This window comes from Mycobacterium sp. SMC-8 (assembly GCF_025263565.1).
GTDB lineage: Bacteria > Actinomycetota > Actinomycetes > Mycobacteriales > Mycobacteriaceae > Mycobacterium.
Genome location: NZ_CP079865.1, coordinates 1,963,575 through 1,987,082, shown reverse-complemented (window position 1 = coordinate 1,987,082; position 23,508 = coordinate 1,963,575). Strand labels below are relative to the sequence as shown.

Below are 23,508 nucleotides of genomic sequence, written 5' to 3'. Positions count from 1 at the left end.
AGTGACACAGAGGATTTCGCGCTATCTGGGGGCGGCGGCGGCCGCCGCCGCGGTGGCGGCGCCATTCGCGGCGTCCGCTTCCTCAGCCCCGGCGACCTCGACCGCGCAGTGCCCGCCCGGACAGACGGGCGTGATCTACGGCTGTGCGCCGTTCTGTGTGGAGGGCAAGTTCCTCGACACCCAGACGGGGCTCTGCATGCCGATCGCGGCGCCGCCTCCTGCCCCCGCGCCGCGGTTCTAGGATCCGCCCGTGAACGCAGTGGACCGATTCTTCGAGATCACGGCCCGCCAGTCCAACGTGGCCACCGAGATCCGCGGTGGTCTCGTCACGTTCATCGCGATGGCCTACATCATCGTGCTGAACCCGATCATCCTGTCGGGATCGGCGGACGTCGACGGCAACCGGCTGGACTTCGCGCAGGTGTCGGCGACGACGTCGCTGGCCGCCGGCGTGATGACGATCCTGTTCGGGCTGATCGCGCGGCTGCCGTTCGCGCTGGCCGCCGGGCTGGGCATCAACTCGTTCCTTGCCACCACCGTGGTCGGGTCATTGACGTGGGCCGAGGCGATGGGCCTGGTCGTGATCAACGGCCTGATCATCGTGCTGCTGGCGGTGACCGGGCTGCGGCGTCTGGTGTTCGACGCGGTGCCGATGCAGCTCAAGCTCGCGATCACCGCGGGCATCGGGTTGTTCATCCTGTTCATCGGGGTGGTCGACGCCGGGTTCATCTCCTCAACGGGCGCGCCGTCGCCGCCGGTGGGGCTGGGCAGCGGCGGTGAGGGCTCGATCAGCACGATCCCGACGTTGATCTTCGTGTTCACGCTGCTGCTGACCGGGGTCCTGGTGGCCAGGAAGGTGCGCGGCGGCATCCTGATCGGGCTGGTGGCCGGCACCGTGATCGCGGTCGTGGTGGAGGCGATCTGGCATCTCGGGTCGGCGGTCGACAAGCCCGGCGGCTGGAGCCTGTCGGTGCCCACGCTGTCGGGATCGCCGTTCTCGCTTCCGGATCTGTCGCTGGTCGGCGAGTTCAGCCTGAACAGCTTCAGCCGCATCGGCATCCTCGCGGCCGTGATGCTGGTGTTCACCCTTGTCTTCGCGAACTTCTTCGACGCGATGGGCACGATGACCGGTCTGTCGCGCGAGGCCGGACTGTCCGACGACAAGGGCACGTTCCCGCGCCTGCGCGCCGCCCTGGTGGTCGAGGGCGCCGGGGCGGTCGTCGGCGGTGCGACGTCGTCGTCGTCGAACACGGTGTTCATCGAATCCGGCGCCGGCATCGAAGAGGGCGCCCGCACCGGCCTGGCCAACGTGGTCACCGGTGTGCTGTTCCTGGCGTCGATGTTCATCTCGCCGCTGGCCTCGATCGTGCCGACCGAGGTGGCCGCGGCCGCCCTGGTGGTGGTCGGGGCGATGATGGTGTCGCATCTGCGCCACATCGATCTGTCCGAGTTCTCGGTGGCGCTGCCCGTCGTGCTGACCGTCGCGGTGATGCCCTTCAGTTACTCGATCGCCAACGGCATCGGCGTCGGCTTCATCAGCTGGGTGGTGATGCGCGCCGCCGCAGGCAAGGCCCGTGAGGTCAGCCCGCTGCTGTGGGTGGTGGCAGCCGGTTTCGCGGTGTACTTCGCCCGTACACCGCTGGAATCGCTGATCGGCTAGCGGCTGCCTTCGCCGAAATCGCATTCCACGCGGCACTTTCGCGCTAGCGCCCGCGTGGAATGCGATTTCGCCGGCGTTGGGGTCAGCGGGACTCGGCGCGCTCTGCGGCCACGCCCAGCACCACCGCGCGGATCTGCCGTGCGATGTCGTCCCGGCTCAGGCTTTCGGATGAATCGTTGGCGAAGGCGAACACCAGCCCGCCCAGGTAGGTGAGCACCACCGAGGCCTGCTCGTCGAGCAGGGCGCGGTCCAGTGCGGCGCCCTCGTCGTTCTGCATCGCGATGACCAGCCGCTCCACCAGCCCGCGATAGCTCTCGGAGACCTGCTGGAATCCGGCGGCGAGGTCGGCGTCGCCCCGCGCCAACATGGTCAGCTCCAACCGGGCGCGCGTGCGCGACATCTGCGGCTCGCTGCGGATGCGCAGCACCTGCTCGGCGAGCAGCGTCAACACCACCTCGCCGGCACTGTTGGGGGCGTCCTTGAAGGACTCGGTGAACGCCTCGGCGTCGTAGCGGACCAGTTGTTCGGCGACACCGTGCAGCAGTGCCGCGCGGGTGCGGTAGTAGAACGATGTCGTCCCGTCGGCCACCCCGGCGCGGCGGTCGACCTTCAGGTGGCTCAGCCCGCGTGGGCCTTCTTCGGCCAGCAAAGCGATCGCAGCGTCACACAACAGATGACGCCGCTCAGCGGCATTGTGCTTACGACGGGTGTCAACTCCGGTGATCTTACGGGCAATCGCGCCTCACCCCGGAACACTGCCGCCGCAATCGCGATCCCGGCGAACCCGCGGCGGCCGTGGTGCACGCCGCCGCTGCGATCCCCAGCACCGCCACCAGCGCCGCGACCGCGAGCCAACCGTGGGCGGACCAGGCCGCTCCGCCCCACCATCCGAACAGGCTCGACCCGACGTAGTAGCCGATCGTGTACAGCGCGGTGGCCTGCGCGCGGCCCGTCGCTGCCCGGGCCGCGACCAGGCTGGACGCGACCGCGTGCCCGACGAAGAACCCGGCGGTCAGCAGCGCGACCCCGGCCACGACCAGCGGCAACGGGCTCGCCACGGTGACAGCCGCCCCGGCCGCAACCATCACCGCGGCGACGCCGAGCACCGTGGACCGGCCGTACCGGGCGCCGAGTCGGCCGGTGGCCCGCGACCCGGCGGTGCCGCCGAGGTAGGTCAGGAAGATCAGCGAGATGGCCGCCGGTTCCAGCCCGTAGGGGGCGTCGGCCAGCCGGAACGGCAGGTAGTTGAACACCGTCATCACCGCGCCGGACAGCAGCATCCCGACGAGCACGACCGGCCAGATGGTGCGGTCGCGCAGGTGGGTGCCCAGCACCTGGATGGAGCCGGTGTCGCGACGGCGCCCCGCGGTGGCAGGTATCGCCCTGATCATCGCGAGCATCAGCACCGCGACCCCTACACCGAGCACGAGAAGTCCTGAGCGCCAACCCCATTGGCCGGCGGCAGGGACGGCGAACAGCCGACCCGTCAATCCCCCGATCGACGTCGCGGCGACGTAGCTGCCCGCGAACGTCGCGGCCCGGCCGCCGCAGACGATGTCGTGCGAGAGGGTCATCGCGAGTGCCGGGATGCCGCCGAGAGCCAGTCCGTGGACGAAGCGGCCGACGAGCAATGTCTCGAACGTGGGCAGGAACGGTACGACGACCGCGCACGGCGCGGCCGCGGCGGCGGCGGTGCGCATCGCCGCGCGCAGGTCCCACCGATCGGCCAGCCACGCCCACGGCAGCACCGACATCGCAAGCCCCAATGTCGTCACCGAGATCAGCAGTGCCGCCTGCGACGGGGCCGCCGCCACGTCCGCGGCGATCTGGGGAAGCAGGCCCTGGGGCGCGTACATCGCCGCGAAAGCGGCCACCCCCGCACACCACAGCGTCACGGCGAGCCGGCGCTCGGCGGACACGGCGGGCGATGCGGGCCAGGGAAGCACCCGACCATTGCACTCCGCATCATTTATCGTGTGAAGGTCTGATTTCATGTTGCAGTTATAGGGACGCCATATCAATGATCGAAGTGCGCGAGGCCCGGTATTTCATCGCGGTGGCCGAGGAGCTGAACTTCGGCAGGGCCGCGGAGCGCCTGCAGATGTCCCAGCCGCCGCTGTCGGCGGCGGTGAAGGCCCTCGAGAAGCGACTCGGGGTGCTGTTGCTGAACCGGACCACGCGCCACGTCGTGCTGACCCCGGCGGGAACGGTCTTCCTGGACCGGTGCCGCCGGATCGTGGCCGCCGCGCAGGACGCCGGATCCGCCGCCCGTCTGGCCGCCGAGGGGCAGCTGGGCGAACTCCGGATCGGCGCTGTGACAACCTCTTTCACTCGCGTTCTGCCGACCGCGCTGGCGACCCATGCCCGGTCCCACCCGAACGTCAAGGTGCGGGTCCGCGAGGTCGACACCCACCTGGGCTCAGAGCTGCTGCAGCGCAGGGAGATCGACATCGCGGTCGTCCGGCATGGCCCGGCGCGGCCGTGGCTGCACCACATCACGTTGACCAGAGAACCGTTCGCGCTCGCGGCGCCGGCCGACTGGACACTGCCGCCCGGGCTGCGGGCAGACCTCGCCAAGGCAGCCGAACTGCCCTGGGTGTGGATCCCCCGGTCGGTGACGCCGGACTACCACGACCAGGTCGCGGCGTGCTGTCGTGGCGCCGGGTTCTCCCCCACCGCAGAACACTTCGCCCAGTCGATCAGCAGTCAGCTGGCCATGGTGGCTGCTGGTCTGGGGGTGGCCCTGGTCCCGGAGAGCTCGGCCCAGACCCAGCCGGGCATCACCGTGGTGCGGGTTCGCTCGCCGTTGCGGATCGCGATGAGCGCGCTGTACCGGACCGACGCCGATCTGCTGGTCGACCAGTTCGTCGACGCGCTGACCGCCGCCGCCCGCTGACGTCCCTCATGCGCCGAAATCGCATTCCATGCGCCGTTTTTCGCGTTTCGGCCGCGTGGAATGCGATTTCGGCAGGATCAGAAGTGTGCCGAGTTCGCGGACCTCAAAGTGTCGGCGGCGACCCTCAACCCTTCTATCGGGCCGAACGCGACGTCCTCGTGTTCGATGTTGACCCACATGTCCGGATCGACGGCCTCCAGCGCACGCAGGAACCGCGACCAGAAGTCGACGTCGTGACCGCGGCCTACTGCGACAAAATCCCAGGCCGAGTCCTCCGGCCACTTGTTCACCACGTGCCTGCCACCGAGACCGGTCGGATTCTGCTCCAGCGGGATTCGGGTAAACCGCTCATCGAGCACGCCGTAGATCCGGCAGTTGTCGTTGATCCGGGTGTCCTTGGCCGCAGCGTGGAACACCAGCGGGCCCAGCCACTCGATCGCGGCGACAGGGTCGATACCCTGCCAGAACAGATGCGACGGGTCCATCTCGGCGCCGATGTGCCTGGCGCCGGTGTGCTCGACCAGCCGCTTCAGGGTGGCCGGGTTGAACACCAGGTTCTGTGGGTGCATCTCGATCGCGACCTTGACTCCGTGCTCGCGGGCCAACGCGTCGATCTCGGTCCAGAACGGCAGCGCGACCTCGTCCCACTGGTAGTCCAGCGAGTCCAGATAACCTGAGTCCCAGGTCTTCACGTTCCACGCCGGCCATCGACCGCCGGGATGTGCCTGCGGCAGTCCGGACATCGTGACCACCCGGTCAACACCGAGCAGCCCGGCGACGCGGATCGCGTTGCGCAGGTCGTCGGCGTCCTCCGGCCCCACCTCTGGGTCCGGGTGCAGTGGGTTGCCGTTGCAGTTCAGCCCGGCGATCGACACACCCGTGCCGTCGAACGCCGACAGATACCCGCGCGGCGTGACCTCACCGGACAACAGTTGCGCGACGGGCAGATGCGGTGTCGGCAGGAACCCGCCGGCGTTGATCTCCGCACCGGTCAGCCCGAGTGATGCGATGATCTCCAGCGCTTCGGCTAGCGGACGGTCATGCAGGATCGCGGTATACACACCTAGTTTCATGAGTTTCCCTTGCGCCGAAATCGCATTCCATGCGCCGTTTTTCGCGTTTCGGCCGCGTGGAATGCGATTTCGGCGGGTCGTTGGTCAGCGGTACTTGTCGACGTAGTCGGTCATGGTCGCCAGCTGGTAGCGGGACACGTCGCGGGCCTGCTCGTCTTCACCGAACACGCTGGAGACCATCACGGTGTCGTCGCGGTGGTAGAAGCCGAGTTTGCCTAAGCCGCCGAAGAACTCATCCCAGTCGACGTCGCCGTCACCGATCTTGAGGTGCTGGTGCACCCGCACCGGATTGCCCGGCGGATTGGTGATGTAGCGCAGTCCGTGCGACCGGTGATGGTCCATCGAGTCCGCGACGTGCACCAGGCGCAGCTTGTCCCCCGCCGCGGCCATGATCTCGGCCATGTTGCCCCCCATGTGGAAAGCGTGGCAGGCGACGAAAACGAACCCGATGTTCGGGGAGTTCACCCCGCGGATGATGCGCAGCGCCTCCAGTCCGTCCTCGACGAAGTCATCGGGGTGCGGGTCGATCCGCACGTCGATGCCTTCGCGCTCGAAGATCGGGAGCAGCTCCTCCATCGACCGGAAGAACGCCCGCTCGGACTCCTCGGCCTTCTCCGGGCGGCCGGAGAACTCGGTGTTGATCACGTTGACGCCGAGGTCGACGGTGATCTGTACGACCCGTTTCCAGTTGCGCACCGCGGCTTCGCGGGCGTCCTCGTCCGGGCCGGACCAGCGCAGCACCGGCAGCACCGACGCGATGCCCACCCCGGCATCCGCGCACGCCTTGCGGATGCTCGCCACCAGGTCGTCGTCGGCGCGCGGGTGGTTGTAGAACGGGATGAAGTCCCGGTGCGGCGTCAGCTGCAGATACTCGTAGCCCAGGTCCGCGACGAGCTTGGGGAACTCCAACAGCGAGTAGTCGTGGTGGAAGGGCGTCGGATCGAGTGCGATCTTCATGCGTCAGGCTCCCGGAATCGAGGCGCGGTCGGCCATGCTGACCGCGACGGGTTGTCCGGACTGCAGGGCCTGCACGCCCGCTTCGCACACCGCCGTGGCGGCGTAGCCGTCCCAGGCCGTCGGCCCATCGGTAAAGTCACCGGTTTCGCCCCCTCTGTGAACCGCGTCGACCCACCGTTGGATCTCGGTGTCATAGGCGCGGCCGAACCGCTCCTTGAAGCTGGGCGTGATGGTGCCGCCCCAGGTGCCCGGCGCACTCTTGAGCACCAACCCGACGTCCAGACCGATCGTCGCGCTGCCCTTTTCGGCGACGACCTCGGTGCGCACCTCGTAGGCCACGCCCGTGGTGACGAAGAGTTCGACGTCCACGTGCCTGCCGCTCGCGGTCCGCATGATCGCGATCTGAGGATCGAACAAGCCCTGCCGCGCCAACGAATTCGGGGTCGGTTTAATGATCTGGATCGAGGTGATCTCCTCGTCGAACAGGAAGCGCGTCACGTCGACCTCGTGGACCAGTGAATCGCGAACCGTCATCGCCGAGTCGAAGTGGTCCGGCACCGCCGGGTTGCGGTGCACGCAGTGCATCACCAGGGGCTCGCCGAGCTCGCCACCGTCGATCAGCGCCTTGAGCTGCGCGTACTCGTCGTCGAAGCGGCGCATGAAGCCGACCTGGATCAGCCGCACCCCCAGCTCGGCCTCCCGCCGGACCACCTCGAGCGAGGTCTCGACGTCGGTGGTCAGCGGCTTCTCGCACAGCACCGGCTTGCGGTGCTCCAGGCAGGCCAGCAGCTGCTTTTCGTGCGTCGGGCCCGGCGTCGCCAACAGCACGGCGTCGACGTCCGGATCCGCGATCGCGTCCAGCGGGTCGGCGATCGCCCGGCAGCCGGGAATGCTCGCGGCCAGCTGCTCGGCCTTCTCGGTGACGTAGTCGTTGACGACGGCGACGCGGGCGCCGGAGATACGGGAGGCCAGGCGCGCGACGTGATCTGCGCCCATCAGGCCCACACCTAGTACTGCTATGCGGATTTCGGACATGCTCGTGACCCTTACTTGAATGTGACGGACGGGATGCCGCACGACCCGAGGTAGTTGCGGGTGCGCTTGGCGATGGGCAGCGGGGCGTCGGCGAGGCAGGGATACATGTCCTGCTCGACGATCGCGAACACGTCGATGCCGAGTTTCTCGACCTCGGCGAGAAGCGGTGGCATGTCCGGGATCCCCAGCGGCGGTTCGGTCATCGCGCCGAGCTTGACCGCCTCGCCGAACGGCAGGTCCTCGGCTTCAACCTTGGCGCGGACCTGCGGATCGACCTGCTTGAGGTGCAGATATCCGATGCGTTCGGGGGCCCGGCGGATGATCGCGATGTTGTCGCCGCCGCAGTAGGAGATGTGGCCGGTGTCCAGGCACAAGTTCACATACCGGCTGTCGGTGCCATCGAGGAAGCGGTACACGTTGTCCTCGGTGTCGACGTGGGAGTCGGCGTGCGGATGATACTGCGCACGCACCCCGTAGGTTTCGAACATCGCCTTGCCGAGGTCGTTCATGCCGCCGGTCTTCTTGGCCCACTGCTCGGCGGTGAGGTGGCGGTCTTCGAGAACCTCGCCGGTGGCCGGGTCGCGCCACATCTCCGGGATCACGACCACGTGCTTGCCGCCGACCGCGGCGGTCAGCTTGGCGACGTCCTCGATCTGCTTCCAGACCGCATCCCATGAGTCATCCTGGTGCAGGTGCTCGAACACCGTCCCGGCCGAGAGCTTGAGCCCCCGGGCGGCCAGCTCGTCGGCCAGCTTGGCCGGGTCGGTGGGCAGGTACCCGTAGGGGCCCAGCTCGATCCACTCATAGCCCGACTCGGCGACCTCGTCGAGGAAACGGGTGTAGGGCGTCTGCTGCGGATCGTCGGGAAACCACACCCCCCACGAATCCGGCGCGGAGCCAACACGAATGCTGCTCATACAGGTGTCCTTTCGATGGTCGACGACGGGGCGCCCTGGCTTTCCAGACGTTCCTCGAGTTCTTCGAGGGTGGTGCCCTTGGTCTCGGGCACCAGGCGGTGCACGAAGATCCAGGACCCGATGTTCACCAGGACGAAGAGGGCGAAGGTTCCGGTGGACCCGAGTGCGTTGTTCAGTAGCGGGAACAGGAACGAGATGACCGCGTTGGTGCACCACAGCACGAAAACCGCTATGCCCATGGCGAAGCCGCGCACCGACAGCGGGAAGATCTCCGAGAGCAGCAGCCACACACAGGTTCCGATGAACATCTGCACGAAGCCGACGAACAGCACCATGCAGGCGAGGATCACGTAGCTGCGAGTGGTGTTCTCCGGCAACAGGAACACAGCGGCGAGCGCCGCCTGCGATGCGGCCACCCCGGCGAATCCGATGAGCAGCATGGTGCGCCGGCCGATGTAGCCGAGCAGGATGATGCCGATGATCGTGGTGATCACCGAGGTGACGCCGACGGCGATGGTCGCGACCAGCGCGGCGCTGACCCCGAGACCGCTCTGCTCGAGGATGGTCGGTGCGTAGTAGTTCACGGTGTTGATTCCGGTGGCCTGCTGCACGATCGCCAGTCCGCACCCGATCAGCACGACGCGGCGGATCCACGGCACGTCCCGGATCACGGAGAACGGCGTGCTGGTGCTCTTGAGCATGTGGCTGGTGTGGTCCACCACGATCGCGTACTCGGTCTCGGCCTCGACCGGATTGCGACTGAGCTGCAACACCTTCCGGGCTTCGGGGAGTCGGCCTTTGAGCGCGTACCAGCGCGGGGAATCCGGCAGCACCAGCATCCCGATCAGCAGCGCGACCGCCGGGACGGCGGCCACCGCGAGCATGGTCCGCCATACGTGCGGATCGCGGACGAGGTGGTCGAGCAACGCGTTGGTGGCGAAGGCCAGCATCTGTCCGGTGACGATCATCAGTTCGTTGATCGTGACCATGCGGCCACGCCGCTCGGCCGGCGCCATCTCGGCCAGGTACAGCGGGCACGTCACGGCGGCAGCGCCGACTCCGAGGCCCAGCACGATCCGCGCGGCGACCATGATCTGGACGTTGGGCGCCAGCGCGCAGCCGATCGCGCCGACCAGGAACAGACCCGCGCAGACCAGCAGCGAGCGCTTGCGCCCGATCCGGTCGGCGACCCGTCCGCCGAACAGCGCTCCGAATGCCGCGCCGGGGAACAGCAGCGAGCTGACCACGGTGGCCTCACCGAAGGGCGACAACGCCAGGTCGTCCTTCATGTAGAGCAGGGCGCCGGAGATGACGCCGGTGTCGTAGCCGAACAACAGACCGCCGAGGGTGGCGATGACGGTGAGCTTCGTCAGGAAGCGACCCGACTGATCGCGTGGGGTTGAAACAGCCACCGGGAACCTCGCTTCGGGAACTAACGCGCGTTAGTAACGCGCGTGAGGTCTACTATGAACCGGGCGGTCCGAATGTGTCAACCGTCACTCGTCGAAAGGACCCCGCTCGTGCCCACACCGCGCCGACGCCCCCCCGGCGCCGCGCCACGCCGGCCTACGATGGCCGACGTCGCCGAACGCGCCGGGGTGTCGCGCACGCTCGTGTCCTTCATCTTGGACGGCAAGCCCGGCGCCAGCGACGAGACGCGGCAGCGGGTGCTCGCGATCGCCGACGAGATCGGCTACCGGCCCGACTCCGCGGCCCGCCTGCTCGCTCAGGGCCGCAGCCGCACCCTGGGCGTGATGAGCGACATCCGGCAGCTGTTCGAGGCCGAGCTGATCACCCACATCTATCCGGCCGCCGAGCGACTCGGCTACGAGGTGCTGCTGTCGGCGAACCTGCCCGGCCGCACCGAGGCCACTGTCGTCGACTCCCTGCTCAGCCACCGATGCGGGGCTTTGATCCTGCTCGGCCCGAGGTCCGACGAGGACTTCTACGCCCGGCTGGCCGCGCGGGCGCCGGTGGTGGTCGCATGCCGGCGCCTGACCGGCGTGGACGGCGAACTGCCGCTGGCCACCGTGCGCACCGATGACGCCAAGGGCATCCGGCAGGCGATCGATTATCTGGTTGGGCTGGGCCACCGCCGTATCCACCACGTCGACGGCGGCAAGGATCCCGGGTCGGCCGACCGGCTGCGCGCATACCGGGGCGCGATGAGCGCGCACGGACTGGCCGACGAGATCGTGGTGATCCCCGGTGCCCACAATGAGGAGGCCGGCGCCGCCGCGGCACACACCATGCTGGCGGCGCCGAGGCTGCCCACCGCGGTGCTGGCCGGCAACGACCGCTGTGCCCTCGGCGTTCTCGACGTCTTCACCCGCGCAGGCGTGGATGTCCCCGGTCAGGTGTCGCTGATGGGATACGACGACAGCCGGCTGTCGGAGAACCCGCGAATCGACCTGACCACCATTCACCAGGATGCGGGCGAGATCGCTCGGCGCTCGGTGGAGCTGGCGATTCAGCTGCTCGTCGAAGGGTCGTCGCGCGCAACCGATGTGGTGCTGGAACCGACGCTGATCGTGCGCGGAACGACCGCGCCGCCGTCGCCGGATCGTCACGGACGGCCCAGCTCGCACTCAGGTGCCGCTGCCACAATCGAGGGATGAGCACCGGCGAGCGGCCCAGTCTGCGGGAGCGCAAGAAGACGCGCACCCGCGAGACGGTGCGCCGGGAGGCGTTCCGGTTGTTCGAGCGGCACGGCTACGCCCGAACCACCGTCGAACAGATCGCCGAGGCCGCCGACGTCTCCCCGCGGACGTTCTTCCGCTACTTCCCGACCAAGGAATCGGTGCTGTTCTCCGACGATCTGTTCGCGCCGATCCTGGACGCGTTCCTGGCCGCGCCGGCGGGGCTGTCGCCGGTGGCCGCATACCGGCATGCCGCCGCCGAGGTGTTCGCCACGATGGCGGGCCCGGAATTCGACTATGTGATCGCCCGGCAGCGGTTGCTGTACTCGCTCCCCGAGGCCAAGGGGGCACTGTGGAACGAGCACGTCAAGGCGATCCGGCGGCTCACGGTCGCGATCTCCCAGCGGCTCAACCGGCCCGAGGACGACGACCAGATGCGCGTCACCGCCGGAGCGATCATCGGTGTGTTCATGGCCGCATCCGACGACTCACCGATGTCCGGCGAGGCGTTCCTGAACGCGCTCGACGTCCTGGACAAGGGCCTGCCGGCGTAGCCGGACCCACGGCGAGGCACTTACCGTCGGCATTACAGTAAGATCACTCACGACGTGCCGGGTGTGCGATCGGAAGGTGACGATGTCAGATTCAACCGGGCAGTTCCGCGATGCTCCGATCTTCGATGCCGACCAGCACATGTACGAGACGCCGGACGCGCTGACCAGATATCTGCCGGATCGGTATGCGCGTGCGGTGCAGTACGCGCAGTTCGGCCGGCATACGCGGATCGTGATCAACAACCGGGTGTCCGACTTCATCCCCAATCCGACCTTCGAGCGTGTCGCCGCCCCCGGCGCCCACGAGAAGTTCTTCGCCGGCGAGAACACCGAGGGTCTGACGCTGCGGGAGATGCAGGGCCCGGCGATCGAGGCGCCCGCGGCCACCCGCAATCCCGCCGACCGCGTCGCAGAACTGGACCGCCAGGGCGTGCGCGAGGCGCTGAACTATCCGACGCTGGCCAGCCTGATCGAACACGCCACCGCCGACGATCCCGAGCTCACGCTGGCCGTCATCCATGCGCTGAACCAGTGGATGGCCGAGCACTGGGGTTTCGACTACCAGGGCCGGGTGTTCTCGACTCCGATCATCAACCTCTCCGAGGTCGACGGTGCCCAGCGCGAACTGGAATACATCCTGGCCCACGGCGCCAAGGTGGCGCTGATCAAGCCGGGGCCGGTCAACGGCCTGCGCGGCTGGCGCTCCCCCGCGCTGCCCGAGTTCGACCCGTTCTGGCGCGACGTCGAGGCCGCCGGACTGCCGATCGTGCTGCACGCCGGCTACCCGCCGCTGGACGACTACGTCGGCCGGTGGGAACCCCCGCACACCCAGAACTTCATGGCGATGAGCGCGTTCCGCTGGATGGTGCTCGGCCACCGCGAGATCGCCGACATGATCACCAGCCTGATCTGCCACGGCACCCTGACCCGGTTCCCGAAACTGCGCATCGCCAGCGTCGAGAACGGCAGCTCGTGGATCTTCCCGCTGTTCAACGACTTCGAGGAACTCGCCAAGAAGATGCCGCAGAACTTCCCCGAGCATCCGCTGGACGTGTTCCGGCGCAACATCTGGGTCAGCCCGTTCTGGGAGGGCTGTGTGTCCGACGTCGTCAACACCGTCGGCTGGGACAAGGTGATGTTCGGCTCGGACTACCCCCATCCCGAAGGTCTGGCCGAACCGAAGGGCTTCTGGAAGTACGCCGAGGGGATGGACGTGCGCCGCACTTACGACTTCATGGGAGACAACGCGCGCCGCTTCATGGGACTGCCGATCGCCAACCCCGATCCCGAGGCGGTCAAGCCTCCGGCGCTGACCACCGCCTGAGAGGTCGGCGGCGCCCGTATCTAGACTCCGGGGCGATGAATGATCGTGCGGTGCAGTTCGTCGGCGCCGGGCCGGGCGCCGCGGATCTGCTGACCGTGCGTGCGGCCCGGTTGCTCGCCGACGCCGAGCTGGTGCTGTACCCAGGCACCTACCTGGATGCCGCGGTGCTCGCCCACTGCTCGCCCGACGCCGACCTGGTTGACACCGAGAATCTGGACCTGGACATGATCGTGGCCCGGCTCGCCGACGGCCACCACGCCGGCCTTCGGGTGGTGCGGCTGGTCTCGGGCGATCCGTCGGTGTATTCGGCGGTCTCCGAGCAGACGCGCAGGCTCGACGCGGCCGGGGTGCCTTGGGAGGTGACGCCGGGGGTGCCCGCCTACGCGGCGGCCGCGGCGCGCGTCGGGCGTGAGCTCACCGTCCCGCTGGTCGCCCAGTCGGTGGTGCTCACCCGCACCCGGCAGCGTTCGACGGCGATGCCGGATACCGAGTCGCTCAAGGCTTTTGCCGCCACCCGCGCGACGCTGGTGTTGCACCTGGCCATCACCCGGATCCGGGAGTTGATGGCCGAGATCGAACCGGAGTACGGCGCGGATTGTCCGGTGGTGGTGGTGTACCGGGCCTCGCAGCCCCAGGAATTGGTGCTGCGCGGCACGATTGCCGACATCGCCGACGCGGTGCAGAAGGCCGGACTGCGGCAGGCCGCGGTGATCCTGGTCGGCCGCGCGCTGGCGGGCCGACCCGACCCGGACGCCGGGGAGAGCTACCTGTACGACCCGGCGCGGGACCGGTCGGGACGCAGTTCGTGAGCGACGACTGCGCGGCGGCGCTGTACGACGTCATCAACCGCCGCCGCGACACCCGCCGCGAGTTCACCGGTCAGTCGGTCGCCGAGGATGTGCTGCAGCGGGTGTTGCTCGCCGCCCACGCGGCGCCGTCGGTCGGCATGTCCCAGCCATGGGATTTCGTCCTGGTGCGGTCACCGCAGACCCTGAAGACCTTCCGGGACCACGTGGCCGCCGAACGCGAGACGTTCGCGGGCGAGCTGTCCGGCGAACGCGCCGAAACCTTCGGGCGCATCAAGATCGAGGGCATCTGCGAATCCGGCCTCGGCATCGTCGTCGGCTATGACCCCACGAGGGCCGGCCCGCAGGTGCTGGGCCGGCACGCCATTCCCGACGCCGGCCTCTTCTCGGTGGTCTGCGCGATCCAAAACCTCTGGCTGGCAGCGACTGTCGAGGGACTCGGGGTCGGCTGGGTGTCGTTCTACCGCGAAGAGTTCCTCCGCGCCCTTGTCGGGATGCCCGAGCAGGTGCGGCCGGTCGCCTGGTTGTGCGTCGGACCGGTCGCCGACCTGCCCGACGTCCCCGATCTGGAACGCTTCGGCTGGCGGGCCCGCTCCTCCCTGGAGACCGTGCTGCACGAGGAGCGCTATCGGGCCCGTTGAATGGGCGAATCGCGCCCGTCAGATCTTGAGCACCCGGCCGGCGATCACCAGATGCACTTCGTCACAGACCGCCGCGACCCGCTGATTGGCGGTGCCGAGCAGATCGCGGAACAGCACGCCGGACCGGTGCGACGGCACCACCCCGAGCCCCACTTCGTTGGTCACCACGACCACCGCCCCGCGGCGTGCGGTCAGCGCGGCGCACAGCGCAGTGAGGCGAGCCTCGACCGCGTCGTACGCCTCCCGGGAGCCTTTGTCCCACAAATTGTTCCGGTCCAGCACGGCCGTCAGCCAGGTGCCCAGACAGTCGACGAGGACCGCGCCGTCGACGTCGCGGACCGCGGCGGCGACATCGGTGGTCTCGACGGTCTGCCAGTGCACGGGCCTGCGCGCGCGGTGGCCGGCGACACGCGCGTCCCAGTCGGGATCGCTGCCGTCGGCGGGACGCCCGGGAGCCAGGTAGGTGACCTGCCGCGCGTCGCTCAGAAGTGCTTCGGCGTGGCGGGATTTCCCGGAGCGGACGCCACCGGTGACCAGGATCCTCATCTCGACGCTCCGGGGAGTTTCCGGACCCAGGCCAACGCCTCGGCGACGTCGTGGACGGTGGGCACCCCGGCGGCACGGGCTGGGCGCCGCACGACGACGACAGGCACGTCGAGCTGCGCAGCGGCCTCGATCTTCGGCCAGGTGTGTTGTCCCCCTGAGTCTTTGGTGATGAGTACGTCGGCGCGGTGTTCGCGCATCAAGTGCAGTTCGCCGGGCAGTTCGTACGGGCCGCGGCTGGTCAGCAGACGCCAGGTCGGCGGCAGGGCCACGTCGGGGGCCTGCACCACCCGGGCCAGCACGGCGCGGTCGCGCAGGTCGGGGATGAACCGTGCGATCTCCTGGCGTCCGACGGTCAGGAAGGGCCTGCCGCCGAGCTGCGCCGCGGTGGCGGCGGCCTCCTCGTGGGTGTCCACCCAGTGCCAGGAGTCCCGGCTGCGGTCCGCCCAGCCGGGACGCTCCAGGCGCAGCAGCGGTGTGTCCCCCGCCGCGGCGGCGGCGTTGGCGGAGATGTTCCTGGCGAAGGGATGGGTGGCGTCGACGACGGCGTCGTAGCCGGACAGGGCGGCGCGCAGCCCGTCGACGCCGCCGAAGCCGCCGATGCGGACCTCGCCGACCGGCAGGCGGGGGTCGTTGACCCGACCGGCCAGCGAGGTGGTGACCTCGACGCTCTCCGCAGTCAGCAGTTCGGCCAACGCCCGCGCCTCGGAGGTGCCGCCCAGCAGCAGGACTCGCATCACGGCGCTCCGGGGGGCAGGAACGGAAGCCCTTGCGGCGGAGCATGTTCGGCGAGGTGCAGCAGCGCGTCGACGTCGAGGTGTTCCTCCACGAGGTTGCCGAGGAGGTCGATTCGGTCTTCGCGGGCCTTCGGGAACGAGGCGCCGGATGCCGGCACGCCGAGGGTTTCGGTCAGGAAGCGCGCGCGCAGCGCGTCGCCCTCGAACGCGCCGTGCCACATCGTGCCGAACACCGGGCCGCACCGGACACCGCCGGGGAACTCGTCGCCGCCGGGTCCCGGGGTGATCCGTCCGTGGTGGATCTCGTAGCCCGACGCGGAGGCACCCTCCCACTGCCCCTCGGGAAGCCGAAGTGCCTTGTCGGCAACGAAATCCGTCTCGACGTCCAGCAGTCCCAGCCCGTCGGCCTCGGCGGTGCCACCCTCGACGCCGTGCAGGTCGCGGATCACGCGGCCCAGCATCTGAAAGCCGCCGCAGATGCCGAGCACCGGTCTGCCCGCGGCGGCGTGGGCCAGCACCGCTTGGTCCAGTCCGCGTGACCGCAGCCAGGCCAGATCGGCGATGGTCGAGCGCGTCCCGGGCAGCACCACCAGGTCGGCGTCGGCCAGAGCGCTTGGGTGCGAGGCGAATACGACGTCGAGGTCGGGTTCCAGACCGAACGCGTCGACGTCGGTGAAGTTGCTGATCCGCGGCAGCCGCACCACCGCGACGCGGCGGGCGCCGGGCCGGGCGGACCGGCGGCCCTGCAGTTCCAGGGCGTCCTCGGAGTCGAGCCAGAGGTCGGGGTGCCACGGCAGGGTGCCGTAGACCCGCCGGCCCGTGAGGCGCTCAAGGTCACGCAGTCCGGGCGCCAACAGGGCCGGGTCGCCGCGGAACTTGTTCACCACGAAGCCCGCGATCAGCGCCTGGTCGTCCGGTGAGAGCAGTGCGACCGTGCCGAAGAACGCCGCGAACACCCCGCCGCGGTCGATGTCGCCGACCACCACGGTCGGCAGTCCCGCGTGGCGGGCCAGCCCGAGGTTGACGTAATCGCCTGCGCGCAGGTTGATCTCGGTGGGAGAACCGGCTCCTTCGGCGACGACGATATCGTAGCGCGCGGCCAGGTCGTCGTAGGCGGCGTGCGCGGCGGCGGCCAGCGCGCGCCGGCCCTCCAACCAGTCCGACGAGGACACGTGCCCCCACGGTCGGCCCATCAGCACCACATGGCTGCGGCGGTCGCTGCCCGGTTTGAGCAGCACCGGATTCATCGCGGCTTCCGGTGTGGCGCGCGCGGCCAGCGCCTGCACCCACTGTGCCCGCCCGATCTCGACTCCGCCGCCGTCCCCCACGCAGACCATCGAGTTGTTGGACATGTTCTGCGCCTTGTACGGGGCCACCTTGAGCCCGCGGCGCGCCAGGGCCCGGCACAGCCCCGTGGTCACCGCGGTCTTGCCGGCATCGCTGGTGGTGCCTGCGATCAGCAGGCCCGTCATCGATCTCTCCGGATCAGGAAGACGTCCATCACCCAGCCGTCGTGGGCGTCGGCCGCGGCGCGGGCATCGGCGACGGCGGGCAGCACGTCGCGCAGCCGCCCGGTGAGCAGTCGCTCTCCCGGGGCGCCGAGGTTGGCGCCCCACCAGATGGTCCAGTCGGCGAGGCCGGTGAAATCCAGCCGCTCGGGCGGCGGGTTGAGCATCGCGACGATGTTGTCCATGCCCGCCGCGACCGCTTCCTGCAGCCGGCGGCCGGTCGTGACGTGCACGGGTTTGCCGACCTCGTGCAGCACGATGCGGTGCCGCGCGGCCAGCAGCTGCGGCGCGCTGATCCCGGGCAGCACGTCGAAGTCCAGTGCGACGTGTGGCTCCAGGTGGGCACGCACCTTCTCCACTACCCGGATCGTCGAGTCGTACAGCGAGGGGTCCCCCCACACCAGGAACGCGGCGGTGCCCCCGCGCTCCTTCAGGACGCCGGCGTACTGGGCCGCGCGGGCGTCGTGCCAGTCGGTGACGGCGGACTCATACCCACCGGTGGTCAGGCGCTCGGAGCGGTCACGGGGCGGGTCGGGCAGTGCGACGAGCTCGGCGCCGCCGTGCGCGCGCACGATCTCGCGGCGCAGCGCGAGCAGCCGGTCGTCGTCGGCCTTCTCGGCGGCCAGCACGTAGTCGACCGTGCGCAGAGCCTCGGCGACCTCCGGCGTGACGTGCTGCGGGCCCATGCCGACGCCGAGAATCCGGACCTTGACCGCGGCGACCATGTCAGCGATTGTCCCTGTCCGCGCTCACCGGTCGCGAAGCAGCCCCGACGCGGCCGAGTCGACGGCCGCGGTGACCTGCCTGACGATGTCGCTGTCGAGCTTCCAGCACTGCCAGTACAGGGGCACGTCGAGATGCTGGTCGGCGATCGGCACGAACGACGCGTCCAGCAGCTGGATGGGGTACATGCCCCACCCCAGCCCGGCGTGCACGGCCGCGCCAAACCCGGCGGCCGTCGGGACATAGTGGACCGGACGCGCCACTGACCTGCGAAACACCTTGCGCACCAGGTGATCCTGGAGAGCATCCGCGCGATTCCAGGCCAGCGACGGCGCCCGTTCCGCCGCCTCGCGGGTGAATCCGTCGGGAAAGTGGCGCTGCACGTAGGCCTCGGTGGCCACCGGCACGTACCGCATCACCCCGAGCGGTTGCACCCGGCAGCCGGCCACCGGTGCGCGTTCGGTGGTGACGGCACCCATCACCACACCCTCACGCAGCAGCTGCGCCGAATGGTCCTGGTCTTCGATGCGGATGTCGAACAGCACGTGAGGCAACCGGGCGAACACCTCGGTGAACCACGTCGCCATCGAATCGGCGTTGACGGCCATCGCGATTCGGGGCAGCTCGGCGCTGCCGCCGCGCATCTCGGCGAGCGCCTCGGCCTGCAGCAGCGCCGTCTGCGCCGCCAGCCGCAGCAGCGGGATGCCCGCCGGTGTCGCCACACAGGGTTTTTCCCGCAGCACCAGCACCTGGCCGACCCGCTGCTCAAGCGCCTTGATGCGTTGGCTGATCGCCGACGGCGTGACGTGCAGGCGTTCGGCCGCGGCGTCGAAGCTGCCGAATTCGACGACCGCCGACAACGCCGCCAGTTGCCCGGTGTCGAGCTGGTCCACCACATCAGCGATGCTAATCAATACGCTGGCTTCATCACCGAAGCTGATGCGAACGGGGCACCGTGCGCTCGACACTCTGTTCGCCGCCGACCGCGACCTCTATGAAAGCAAACGGCTACGCAGAGCGTGATGGACATACACATCAGCAGATCTGTATGGGATTCGGCGCACAATCATGCATTCGACTGCCCTCTCCGCCTCATGGTCATACATTGCTCTTGATCCGTAAATCCATTCGGCCCGGAAGCGAGGCGGGAGATGGTCGTCAGCCCCACGGTGACAAACGTGTTCGACGCAGGCCTGCCCACACTGACCTACGAGGTGTTCTCGACCCCCGCCGAGGTGTGGCCGGACCTGCATGACGCCCAGCGGGGAGCCCCGATCGCCATCGGACCGATGGGGCCCGAGGTGCTGTCCTACGAGATGGCCCGCGCTGTGCTGCGCGACATCCGCTTCACGATTCCGCCGGGCATCAACCTCGCGGCCCAGGGCATCACGTCCGGCCCCCTGTTCGACAAGGTGATGTCCACCCTGCTGTGCCTGGAAGGCAGCGAGCACCAGCGACTGCGCAAGCTGGTGTCCACGGCGTTCACCCCCCGGGCCACCGACCGTCTGCACGACACCATCGTCGCGGTGGTCGACGAACTCGTCGACAACGTCGCCGACGCCCGCCGCTGCGACGTCGTCGCCGACATCGCCCGCCCGTACCCGATCCCGATCATCTGCGCGCTTCTCGGCGCGCCCCGCGAGGACTGGCGATTGTTCTCGGACTGGACCGAAGACGTCTTCCGCGCCTTCAGCTTCAGCACCGACATCGCCGCGGTCCAGGACGATGTCATGCGGGCGTGGGGGGAGTTGGACGACTACGTCGACCGGATGGTCGACCACCGCCGCAGGCACCTCACCGACGATCTGCTCTCCGACCTGATCCGGGCCGAGGACGACGGCGACCGGCTGAGCACGTCCGAGCTGCAGATGCTGGCCGCCAGCCTGCTGATGGCGGGCACCGACACCACCAGAAGCCAGCTGGCGGCGTCCGTGCAGGCGCTCAGCGAGCGACCCGACCAGTGGGCGCTGCTGGCCGACCGTCCCGAGCTCGCGATGCGCGCGGTCGAGGAGACGATGCGACACTCCCCCGTGGTGTGCGGCGCACCGCGGATCGTGCTCGACGACGTCGAGTTCGGCGAATACCTCTTCCCGGCAGGCACTTTCGTATTCGTGAACACGTTCGCGGCCAACCGTGATCCGGCCGTCTACACCGACGCCGCCCGGCTGGACCTCGAGCGCGAGCAGGCTCCGGCCATCCTGACGTTCGGTGGCGGCGTGCACTACTGCCTGGGCGCCAACCTGGCCCGACGGGAGCTGGCCGAGGCTCTCTGGATCCTCGCGGCCCGCCTGTCGAATCCACGCCGAAGCGGCTCTGCCCCATGGAAACCGATGCTCGGCATGACGGGGCCAACCGTCCTCGAGCTGGAGTTCGATGCGTAGCCGCGGATGGTCCGGCCAGTGGCCGGCCTCCGACGAGGAGGCGATCAGCCGGATCCTCGACGCCGCCGACGACATCGTCGCCGAGCACGGAGCGACAATGCGCCTCACCGATGTGGCCCGCGCGTTGGGGGTGACCCGCCAGACGGTGTACCGCTACTTCCCCGGGCCGGAGGCCATCGTGGTCGCCTGTGCGATGCGAGCGGCCGACGGCTTCATCGACCAGCTCGCCGCGCACGTGCGCGGTCTCACCGACCCGGTGGCGGCCATGGTCGAGAGCGTGTCCTACTCGGTGGAGCGGCTGGCCGGTGATCGCCAGTTCGAGAACCTGCTGACCTCACGGCACCGGGGCGACGTGACAACTTCGCTGACGTCAGAGACCGCGATGACGTTCGCAAGATCCATCCTGCAGCGGTTCGACATCGATTGGGATCAGCACGGTTTCGACGAGGCAGCGCTCGACGAGCTCGCGGAGCTGAGCCTGCGCACGATGCACTCGATTCTCGTCGACCCCGGGCAGCCACCACGCGATGGCGTGGCATTGCGGCGCTTCGTCGCCCGCTGGCTGGGACCGGCGATCCTGTACCCGCGCCTGGCGCGGGCAGTGGACGTCATCTCGCCGAGGCGTTGATCACCACGTCGGAGGGGCTGTGCCCGGCGACCCTGCCCGCGACGAAGTCGGCCGCCTGCTGTGCGAGCCCGGCCTGCACGTACTGGCTGTGGGCGGGCCGGTCATCGCCGCCGGAGCACACCGGATCCGCGCCGTTGCAGAGGTCGATCGCCTTCCCGCCGTACAGCGGGCTCACCGCGGTCAGCGGACGGCCGACCTTGGTCGACGGGTTGCCGAACACGGCCACGGCGGCCACATGGTCGGCAACCGCCGGCGGCAGCGGCCGGCCGAATCCGAAGGTGGCGTTGGGATCTGCGGTGATGAGATCGACCGCAGCGGCGCCTTGCGAGTAGCCGCCGATCACGATGCTGGTGGCGGGGCACGTGGCGACAGTCGCCTGGATTCGCGCGCTGGCGTCGTCCGCGCCCACCGGGGCGGACTGCAGGAAGTCGTAGGACGCAGGGTAATTCACCGCGTACGCGGACACGGTGCGGCCGCCCAGCTCGTTCTGCAGGTCGTCGACGAAGGCCTGTCCCACCCGGCCGAGGCCGGCGGGTTCGGCCGTACCGCGGGCGAACACCACCTGCACGTCTGGACACGGTTCCGCGGCTTGAGCGCTGGCCGCGCCGGGCCCGATGAGCCCGGCGGCGAGCACACCACCAACCCCGGCCATCACGAGAGCGCGGCGAACGGACGTATCGGAGGCGACAGGGGCGGTGGAACGGCGGTCGGACATGACGGGTCTCCTCGGTCGGGGCCGCCCCGTACGGCGACACAGAGTGAAATGTCCGGACTACTCCAGAAATTCCACCCGACAGCAGAGACTTCAGTTAATGGCGGCTAGCACCCACCAGCGCCACCTGTTGGCTGGTGGCCGGGTTCGCCGCCGTCTGGTAGCCGCGCAGCGGCTCGTACACGAAGAGGTAGCGACCGCCGAAGTCGAAGATGGCGGTCAGGATTGTGTCGAGCAGCGGCGGCCACACCGGACGGGCCGGCACACCGAGGGGCAGCACGACCGCGGTGGCGGTGCCAGACGGTGTCACCACCGGAATGTGCTGCCCGGGCGCACCGTAGATCCCGTCGCTGGTGGTGCCGGCGAACAGGTCATTGACCCAGCCGGCCGTGATGTCGGCCGCGGCGTCGATGTTTCTGGGCAGGGAGAACCCACCGACGAGGTACTCGCCGAACTGCACGATCGGGTTGCCGCCCTCCATGTAGTCGATGTGCAAGCCGCCCTTGAGCCCGACACCGCCGAAGCGATCCGGCCGGGCCAGCTGCAACTTGTCGGCCATATCGCCGCCGCGGCTCCAGAAGTACCGATCCGAGGAGATCAGGTAGATCGGCCGGTCGTGCGCGCCACGCAGCTTGGCCAGCGCGTCACCGACCAGCCGTGAACCGGCAGGCTCCACACCGTCGAGCATCACGACACCGGCCAGGTCCTCGATCGCGCCGTTGTCGACCATGAAGCCGGCAGCGCTGGTGACCAGCGTGCCACCCGCGGAGTGGCCGACCAACACGAACTTGTCAGGTAGCGTGATCGTGTGACCGGCTGCGGCACTGGCGCTTTCGACCAATACGGCGCGGTCGCCGACGAACAGTTCGGCAACCGCTCGGTGCATGGTGGACCCGCCCACCCATGCGGCGTCGGGGGCGAAGAAGTTCGACGTCAGCGACGGCGCCACCACGATGGCATTGGTCCGTTCGGCCAGCCGCGCGGCGGTGTAGCTGTACATCGGTCCGCTGGCCAGGAAGCCGTGCTGGAAGTACACCAGCCGGGTGGACTCGTCGACAGTCTCGGGAAAGTACCAGTCGGCTTGCACGGACCGGCCGCTGCCGATCGGCAGGTTCAGCGTCGACGTCCGTACCGTCACGCTGCTGTTCGCGGGCAGTGCCGGCGGACCGTCGATCAGATGGATGAAGCCGACCAGCACGTTGAGCACGACCGAACCCACGACATTGAGCAGAGACGGCGCCCGGGTGGGGGTCGGTTCCGCGGTGGCGCCCACCGGAACTGACTCGGTCTCGGCCGGTGGTCGCTGCGGGCTGTTCGTGTCGGCTCGGGGCTCTTCGTCAATTATGACGGTGGCCGGGGTGATCTCGGCTTCGGACTCGACGATGACGGCGGGTTCGGGCTCGTCGGCAACCACGTCCTCGTCGGCCACCACATCGTCGACGACCACGGGATCTTCGGCCACGTCGTCGGCGTCGATCATGCCGTCGCCGTGGCGCTTTCGGTCCGGCTCCTCGGCTTCGAGATCTACCTCGGGCGGTGGGGCGCCGGCGTCAGTGCCTTGCTCGGATGCCGACTCCGCGTCCTCATACTCGGCGTCAGGGGCGCTGGTTGCCGCGGGGGCGTGATCGGTCGTGGTGTCCGACTCGGTCGTGGACGTGGTTTGCGTCTCGCCCGGCGCGGCGAAGGCGGTCGGCACACCCAGTACCACCATGCCCGACATCGTCGCCGCGACGAAGCCGGTGCCGATCAGCACCGTCCACCGACTGCCCATGTG

The 23,508-nt window shown here is 69.1% G+C and carries 24 protein-coding genes; 10 read left to right on the top strand and 14 right to left on the bottom strand.

Annotated elements, in window-relative coordinates; all coding sequences use genetic code 11:
* Nucleotide 1 precedes the first annotated feature (1 nt).
* Nucleotides 2-241, top strand: a complete 240-nt coding sequence (locus tag KXD97_RS09675) for a hypothetical protein (protein ID WP_260756499.1) — start codon at nucleotides 2-4, stop codon at nucleotides 239-241.
* A gap of 9 nt (nucleotides 242-250) precedes the next feature.
* Nucleotides 251-1,660, top strand: coding sequence for an NCS2 family permease (locus KXD97_RS09670; protein ID WP_260756498.1), 1,410 nt, complete (start codon nucleotides 251-253; stop codon nucleotides 1,658-1,660).
* Nucleotides 1,661-1,742: 82 nt separating this feature from the next.
* Here KXD97_RS09670 and KXD97_RS09665 read toward each other — a convergent pair whose 3' ends face one another.
* Together KXD97_RS09665 and KXD97_RS09660 are read right to left on the bottom strand one after the other, a co-directional pair.
* Complete coding sequence (locus KXD97_RS09665; RefSeq protein ID WP_260756496.1) at nucleotides 1,743-2,330, bottom strand: TetR/AcrR family transcriptional regulator; 588 nt, start codon at nucleotides 2,328-2,330, stop codon at nucleotides 1,743-1,745.
* Nucleotides 2,331-2,385: 55 nt separating this feature from the next.
* Nucleotides 2,386-3,579, bottom strand: coding sequence for an MFS transporter (locus KXD97_RS09660; protein WP_260756495.1), 1,194 nt, complete (start codon nucleotides 3,577-3,579; stop codon nucleotides 2,386-2,388).
* A 101-nt stretch (nucleotides 3,580-3,680) separates the two neighbouring features.
* Between KXD97_RS09660 and KXD97_RS09655 the strand changes: the two genes are divergently transcribed.
* On the top strand, nucleotides 3,681-4,556 hold the full coding sequence (locus KXD97_RS09655) for a LysR substrate-binding domain-containing protein (RefSeq protein ID WP_260756493.1): 876 nt from the start codon (nucleotides 3,681-3,683) through the stop codon (nucleotides 4,554-4,556).
* 77 nt (nucleotides 4,557-4,633) lie between these two features.
* Here KXD97_RS09655 and KXD97_RS09650 read toward each other — a convergent pair whose 3' ends face one another.
* The 5 genes from KXD97_RS09650 to KXD97_RS09630 form a co-directional block, all read right to left on the bottom strand.
* On the bottom strand, nucleotides 4,634-5,629 hold the full coding sequence (locus KXD97_RS09650; protein WP_260756492.1) for a sugar phosphate isomerase/epimerase: 996 nt from the start codon (nucleotides 5,627-5,629) through the stop codon (nucleotides 4,634-4,636).
* 84 nt (nucleotides 5,630-5,713) lie between these two features.
* Nucleotides 5,714-6,586, bottom strand: a complete 873-nt coding sequence (locus KXD97_RS09645; RefSeq protein WP_260756491.1) for a sugar phosphate isomerase/epimerase family protein — start codon at nucleotides 6,584-6,586, stop codon at nucleotides 5,714-5,716.
* A gap of 3 nt (nucleotides 6,587-6,589) precedes the next feature.
* Nucleotides 6,590-7,621: a Gfo/Idh/MocA family protein gene (locus KXD97_RS09640; RefSeq protein ID WP_260756490.1), complete on the bottom strand. Its 1,032-nt coding sequence runs from the start codon at nucleotides 7,619-7,621 to the stop codon at nucleotides 6,590-6,592.
* 11 nt (nucleotides 7,622-7,632) lie between these two features.
* Entirely contained in the window at nucleotides 7,633-8,538 is a 906-nt protein-coding gene (locus KXD97_RS09635; protein ID WP_260756489.1) for a sugar phosphate isomerase/epimerase, read from the bottom strand.
* A complete protein-coding gene (locus tag KXD97_RS09630) occupies nucleotides 8,535-9,950 on the bottom strand; it encodes a sugar porter family MFS transporter (protein WP_260756487.1) in 1,416 nt (471 codons plus the stop codon). Before KXD97_RS09630 ends, KXD97_RS09635 begins: the two co-directional genes overlap by 4 nt.
* Before the next feature lie 159 nt (nucleotides 9,951-10,109).
* Here KXD97_RS09630 and KXD97_RS09625 point away from each other — a divergent pair, with 159 nt between their 5' ends.
* From KXD97_RS09625 to bluB, 5 genes are all read left to right on the top strand, one after another.
* A complete protein-coding gene (locus tag KXD97_RS09625; protein WP_260757901.1) occupies nucleotides 10,110-11,156 on the top strand; it encodes a LacI family DNA-binding transcriptional regulator in 1,047 nt (348 codons plus the stop codon).
* Entirely contained in the window at nucleotides 11,153-11,731 is a 579-nt protein-coding gene (locus KXD97_RS09620; protein ID WP_260756486.1) for a TetR/AcrR family transcriptional regulator, read from the top strand. Before KXD97_RS09625 ends, KXD97_RS09620 begins: the two co-directional genes overlap by 4 nt.
* 82 nt (nucleotides 11,732-11,813) lie before the next feature.
* Entirely contained in the window at nucleotides 11,814-13,055 is a 1,242-nt protein-coding gene (locus tag KXD97_RS09615; RefSeq protein ID WP_260756485.1) for an amidohydrolase family protein, read from the top strand.
* Nucleotides 13,056-13,090: 35 nt separating this feature from the next.
* Nucleotides 13,091-13,864, top strand: coding sequence for a cobalt-precorrin-4/precorrin-4 C(11)-methyltransferase (locus tag KXD97_RS09610; RefSeq protein ID WP_260756484.1), 774 nt, complete (start codon nucleotides 13,091-13,093; stop codon nucleotides 13,862-13,864).
* Nucleotides 13,861-14,502 carry a 5,6-dimethylbenzimidazole synthase gene (bluB, locus tag KXD97_RS09605; protein ID WP_260756482.1) on the top strand — a complete coding sequence of 214 codons (642 nt, stop codon included), beginning with the start codon at nucleotides 13,861-13,863 and terminating at the stop codon, nucleotides 14,500-14,502. Before KXD97_RS09610 ends, bluB begins: the two co-directional genes overlap by 4 nt.
* An 18-nt stretch (nucleotides 14,503-14,520) precedes the next feature.
* On the opposite strand, the gene KXD97_RS09600 is transcribed toward bluB, so the two are convergent.
* The 5 genes from KXD97_RS09600 to KXD97_RS09580 are packed head-to-tail and all read right to left on the bottom strand — an operon-like array spanning nucleotide 14,521 to nucleotide 18,909.
* Complete coding sequence (locus KXD97_RS09600; protein ID WP_260756480.1) at nucleotides 14,521-15,048, bottom strand: bifunctional adenosylcobinamide kinase/adenosylcobinamide-phosphate guanylyltransferase; 528 nt, start codon at nucleotides 15,046-15,048, stop codon at nucleotides 14,521-14,523.
* Nucleotides 15,045-15,782 carry a cobalt-precorrin-6A reductase gene (locus KXD97_RS09595; RefSeq protein ID WP_260756479.1) on the bottom strand — a complete coding sequence of 246 codons (738 nt, stop codon included), beginning with the start codon at nucleotides 15,780-15,782 and terminating at the stop codon, nucleotides 15,045-15,047. The genes KXD97_RS09600 and KXD97_RS09595 overlap by 4 nt, the downstream gene beginning before the upstream one ends.
* Nucleotides 15,782-17,254 carry a cobyric acid synthase gene (locus KXD97_RS09590; RefSeq protein ID WP_260756478.1) on the bottom strand — a complete coding sequence of 491 codons (1,473 nt, stop codon included), beginning with the start codon at nucleotides 17,252-17,254 and terminating at the stop codon, nucleotides 15,782-15,784. Before KXD97_RS09590 ends, KXD97_RS09595 begins: the two co-directional genes overlap by 1 nt.
* A complete protein-coding gene (cobF, locus tag KXD97_RS09585; protein ID WP_260756477.1) occupies nucleotides 17,251-18,015 on the bottom strand; it encodes a precorrin-6A synthase (deacetylating) in 765 nt (254 codons plus the stop codon). Before cobF ends, KXD97_RS09590 begins: the two co-directional genes overlap by 4 nt.
* 24 nt (nucleotides 18,016-18,039) lie before the next feature.
* A complete protein-coding gene (locus KXD97_RS09580) occupies nucleotides 18,040-18,909 on the bottom strand; it encodes a LysR family transcriptional regulator ArgP (RefSeq protein ID WP_260756476.1) in 870 nt (289 codons plus the stop codon).
* Between the two features lie 255 nt (nucleotides 18,910-19,164).
* Between KXD97_RS09580 and KXD97_RS09575 the strand changes: the two genes are divergently transcribed.
* Nucleotides 19,165-20,394: a cytochrome P450 gene (locus KXD97_RS09575; RefSeq protein ID WP_260756475.1), complete on the top strand. Its 1,230-nt coding sequence runs from the start codon at nucleotides 19,165-19,167 to the stop codon at nucleotides 20,392-20,394.
* A complete protein-coding gene (locus KXD97_RS09570; RefSeq protein WP_260756474.1) occupies nucleotides 20,387-21,022 on the top strand; it encodes a TetR/AcrR family transcriptional regulator in 636 nt (211 codons plus the stop codon). The genes KXD97_RS09575 and KXD97_RS09570 overlap by 8 nt, the downstream gene beginning before the upstream one ends.
* Here the strand turns inward: KXD97_RS09570 and KXD97_RS09565 are convergent.
* Nucleotides 21,003-21,737: a cutinase family protein gene (locus KXD97_RS09565; RefSeq protein WP_260756473.1), complete on the bottom strand. Its 735-nt coding sequence runs from the start codon at nucleotides 21,735-21,737 to the stop codon at nucleotides 21,003-21,005. The two genes, KXD97_RS09570 and KXD97_RS09565, sit on opposite strands and share 20 nt — an antisense overlap.
* A gap of 94 nt (nucleotides 21,738-21,831) precedes the next feature.
* Nucleotides 21,832-23,505 (bottom strand): alpha/beta hydrolase, encoded by a 1,674-nt coding sequence (locus tag KXD97_RS09560; protein WP_260756472.1) that lies wholly within the window; start codon nucleotides 23,503-23,505, stop codon nucleotides 21,832-21,834.
* Between the last annotated feature and the right edge of the window lie 3 nt (nucleotides 23,506-23,508).